This is a genomic window from Methylobacterium sp. WL116, from assembly GCF_008039455.1.
In the GTDB taxonomy this organism is placed as follows: Bacteria; Pseudomonadota; Alphaproteobacteria; order Rhizobiales; family Beijerinckiaceae; genus Methylobacterium.
Genome location: NZ_VRUV01000433.1, coordinates 1 through 3,909 on the forward strand (window position 1 = coordinate 1; position 3,909 = coordinate 3,909).

4 protein-coding genes and 1 pseudogene are annotated in these 3,909 nt (G+C 72.4%); 2 read left to right on the forward strand and 3 right to left on the reverse strand.

All coding sequences use genetic code 11. The features are described from left to right. The 3 genes from FV223_RS22170 to FV223_RS22180 all read right to left on the reverse strand — a co-directional run. On the reverse strand, window positions 1–1,427 hold a 1,427-nt coding region (locus FV223_RS22170), incomplete at its 3' end, for an ABC transporter ATP-binding protein (protein ID WP_147729023.1). Window positions 1,428–1,622: 195 nt separating this feature from the next. Next, window positions 1,623–1,895 carry a hypothetical protein gene (locus FV223_RS22175; protein WP_313898894.1) on the reverse strand — a complete coding sequence of 91 codons (273 nt, stop codon included), beginning with the start codon at window positions 1,893–1,895 and terminating at the stop codon, window positions 1,623–1,625. A gap of 177 nt (window positions 1,896–2,072) precedes the next feature. Next, complete coding sequence (locus FV223_RS22180) at window positions 2,073–2,753, reverse strand: DNA-binding protein (protein WP_147729021.1); 681 nt, start codon at window positions 2,751–2,753, stop codon at window positions 2,073–2,075. 148 nt (window positions 2,754–2,901) lie between these two features. On the opposite strand from FV223_RS22180, the gene FV223_RS22185 reads away from it, so the two are divergent. Further along, window positions 2,902–3,567: a response regulator transcription factor gene (locus FV223_RS22185; protein WP_147729022.1), complete on the forward strand. Its 666-nt coding sequence runs from the start codon at window positions 2,902–2,904 to the stop codon at window positions 3,565–3,567. Continuing rightward, a pseudogene (locus FV223_RS22190) lies at window positions 3,567–3,909 on the forward strand (hypothetical protein); the annotation flags it as partial. The gene FV223_RS22185 and the pseudogene FV223_RS22190, both read left to right, overlap by 1 nt.

Genomic DNA, 3,909 nt, shown 5'->3' on the forward strand with positions numbered 1-3,909 from the left:
CGCACGACTTCGTCGCCGCCCTGCCCGAGGGCTACGACGCCCGCGTCGGCGAGCGCGGCGCGCGCCTCTCCGGCGGCCAGCGCGATGTTCTCGGCCACCGTCCCGTCCACGAGGAACACGTCCTGCGGGACGTAGCCGATCCGGTTCTGCCAGGCCGGCAGGGCCTGTGAATCCAAAGGCGTGCCGTCGACGGTGATGCGGCCGGCATCCGGCGTCAGGATGCCGAGCATCAGGCCGACCAGGGTCGACTTGCCCGAGCCGGTGCGCCCGACGAGGCCGACGGTGGTGTTGGCGCGGATCGTCAGGCTCACGTCCGCGAGCGCCGCCCGCCCGGGCGCGTAGGCGAAGCCGACCCGCTCCAGGCGGATCGCGTCGCGGAACGGCAGCCGTGCGTCGGTCCGCGGCGAACTCTCGGCCTCGCCGTCGAGGTCGTCGACGATCACCCGCACCGCCGGCAGGTAGAAGCGCAGCAGAGCCAGCGAGTTGAAGATGTTCTGGAAGGCCGGCAGCATCCGGTATCCGGCGAAGGCGAACAGCCCGAGCAGCGGCAGGATGCCGGCGGTGTCGAGCCCCTGGGCGAGGGCGAACAGCACCACCACGATGACGCCGCCGAAGGCCAGGGCCTCGATGACGAAGCGCGGCACCTGCCCCGTCAGCAGGCTCTCGGCGGTGGCCTTGGCATAGGCGCGGGCGGGGGCGTCGAATTTGCCGGCGAAGGCGTCCGCCCGGCCGTAGAGCTTGAGTTCGGTGAGCGCGCCCAGGGTCTCCTGCACCACGCGGTAGCGCTGCGCGTTGTCAGCGACCGAGCGGGCGCCGAGCGAGGCGAGGCGCGCGCGCATCACCAGGTAGATGCCGACGTAGAGCCCGCCGAAGCCGCCGCCGAGGATCAGCGCCAGGCGCGGCGCGTAGACCAGCAGGAAGCCGATCACCGCGAGGGCCGAGATCGCGCGGGAGGCGACGACGGTGGCCGGCGTCAGCACGCCGACGACCAGGCGGTCGGTCTCCGAGAGCACGTTCTTGGCAAGCTCCGCGCTGTTGCCCTGGGTGAAGAACAGCTTTTCGCGGGCGAGGTAGCGGAACAGCAGCCGCCGGGCGAAGCCGTAGCCGGTGAGATGGGTGAACAAGAGCTGCGCGTAGGTCAGCGCGGCGTTGACCACCGCGGTCACGAGGATCGCGAGCAGCGCCGCCATCCCGGCCGCGATCAGGAAGCTGCGGTCGTCCGACAGCCCGAGCGTGTCGCGGATCTGCGCGAGGTAGGGCAGGCGGGTGGCGGCCGCGGGATCGCCGACCAGCGTCAGGAACGGGATCACCGAGGCGACGCCGACCACCTCGAGCAGCCCTGCGCCGGCCAGCCCCAGGGCGATCAGCGCGAGCCGGCGCCGGTCGCGGGCCCGCATCGCGCGCACGAGATCGATCAGCGTGCGCAAGGGGGTGTCCTCGGGATCGGCAGAATGCACCTCTTCCTCTCCCCTTTGCGGGGAAGGGTACCCTGCGGAGCAGGGGGGCAGGGAAAGGCGCCCGGCGCGGTTCTCTCTGTGAAGCGCACGTTCATGTGGGCCGAGCGCATAGAGGCCCGGCGCCGGGCTGTCCACGCGGGCGGGCCGAAGCCCGCCCGCCCGCGATCAATCGACCTTCTTCAGCGAGCCGAGGTCGACGTCGCCGTTCTGGCTGGTGAAGGTCAGCGACTTGGATCCGCCGTCCTGCTGCGAGACGCCGCCGATCTTGTGGTCGCCGCTGTCGTAGGTCGTGGTCTTGCCGTCCTGCTCGATCAGCAGGCGGTGCTTCTCGGGGAAGAAGGCGTACTTCATCCCGTTCTGCGCCCCGCTGGTCGAGGGCTGGCCGAGGTCCTCCGGCCACCAGGGCTCCATGCCCTTCATCGGCTTCATGGGTTCCATGGGCTTCATCGGTTCCATCGGCTTCATCGGTTCCATCTGGGGCGGGCTCCTTGCGGGGGTCTCGCGTGCGGTCCATCTCTCGCCAAGACGCGGCAGGGCGGGATCGGTTGCATCGCGCCGGGCCCGTCGAGGCGAGGATCGTGCCGCGCCGCCGGATCGGCGGCGCGGCCGACGACCTCAGAACACGCGCTTCTCGCGGATCTGACCGTCGAAGCCGACATGGAGCTGGCGCTCGCGCCCGTCCTGGCCCTTGGCGGCGACCTCGAGGTGGCGCGGGCCGCGGCCGGTGACGCGGACGTCCGAGTAGCCGGCCGCCTGCACCGAGGCGGTCAGCGCCGGCACGTCGGGGTTGGGCCCGAGCCCGACCTTGTCCTTCGCCCAGTCGAGGGTGCCGGGGGGCGGGCCGCCGGCCGGGCCGAGCAGCACGCGGTTGCCGTCGCCGTGGGTCAGCGCCGCCGCGTGCAGGAACCCGTTCTCGAAGCGCCCCTGCACGGTGACGGTCTCGCCCTTGGCGACGAGCTTGCCGTCTTCGCCCTGGCGCCCGGTCTCGACCAGCGCCCGCCCGGTGCCGTCCTGCAGCACGAACTTGTTGCCGAAGATCTCGGCGACCTCGCCCTTGGCGGCGATGCCGCCCGACGGCACCAGCGCCGAGATCGCCACCGGGGCGATCGGCGTGGTCGAGGGCGCGCCGTTCTGCGCCAGGGAGAGGCCGACGGCGCCGAGCGCCAGCGGCGCGGCGATCGCCCCGACGACGAGGGTGCGGCGGGGCAGGCGGCGTGCGGGTTTCGATGCGGCTCCCTCGGCGGCGGCCTGGCGAACCTCGGTGGCGGTGCCGTCGATGACCTGTTCGTTGCTCATGATGAAACGTGTCCTGTTCGGGTGGGCCCTTTCGGGTTGACGGCGTTCTAGGAGAGGCCCGCCAATCCACCCTGAACCGCGCGGTTCAGCCCCGGTTAAACCGGCCGGCCTAACCCCCGACGCCCGTTTCCCGAAGGTGCCGAGAACCATGAAAGTCCTGTTGGTCGAGGACGATGCCGCGCTCGGCGCCGAGATCGCGAAGGCCCTGCGCGCGGAAAGCTTCGCCCTCGACCACGCGCGCGACGGCGAGGACGCGCAGCATCTCGGCGAGACCGAGGATTACGACGCGGTGGTGCTCGACCTCGGCCTGCCCAAGCGCGACGGCGTCTCGGTGCTGCAGGCGTGGCGCGCCGCGGGGCGCACGCTCCCGGTGCTGATCCTCACCGCCCGCGACGGCTGGAGCGACAAGGTCGCGGGCTTCAAGGCCGGCGCCGACGACTATCTCGTCAAGCCGTTCCGCACCGAGGAGCTGGTGATCCGCCTGCGGGCGCTGGTGCGCCGCGCCCAGGCCAGCGGCGCGAGCCGGCTCGTCTGCGGGCCGCTGAGCTTCGACCCCGGGCTGGGCGCCTTCGAGCGCGACGGCCTGCCCCTGAAGCTCACCGGGCTCGAATGGCGGGTGCTGTCCTGCCTGATGCTGCGCAAGGACGCGGTGGTGCCCCGCCTGCAACTGATCGAGCGGGTCTACGACGGCGACGCCGACGTCGACTCGAACTCGGTCGAGGTCATCATCACCCGCCTGCGCCGCAAGATCGCCCCGGCCCAGATCGAGGCGGTGCGCGGCCACGGCTGGCGCCTGCACGCGGACGCCGCCTGATGGCGCACGAATCCCGGCTAGTAGGCGCACCGCGCACGGGCTCGCTGGCGCGCCGCCTGCTCGCGGCCGCCTTCGTCCTCGTCACCGTCGCGCTGGTCGTGGCGGGCATCGCGATCGGCTTCATCCTCCACCGTTTCGTGCGGGGGCAGATCGACGGCCGGCTCGACGCGCAGATCGTGGCGATCCGCTCCGGGCTGGAGCAGGGCCCCGACGGTCCGCGCCTCGCCCGCGACTTCGACGCGCCGCCCTTCGACCGCGCGGGCTCGGGCTGGGCCTGGCAGGTGCGGCGCGGCGGGACGCTCCTGCGCTCCGCCTCGCTCGGCAGCGACGTGCTGCCCGTGC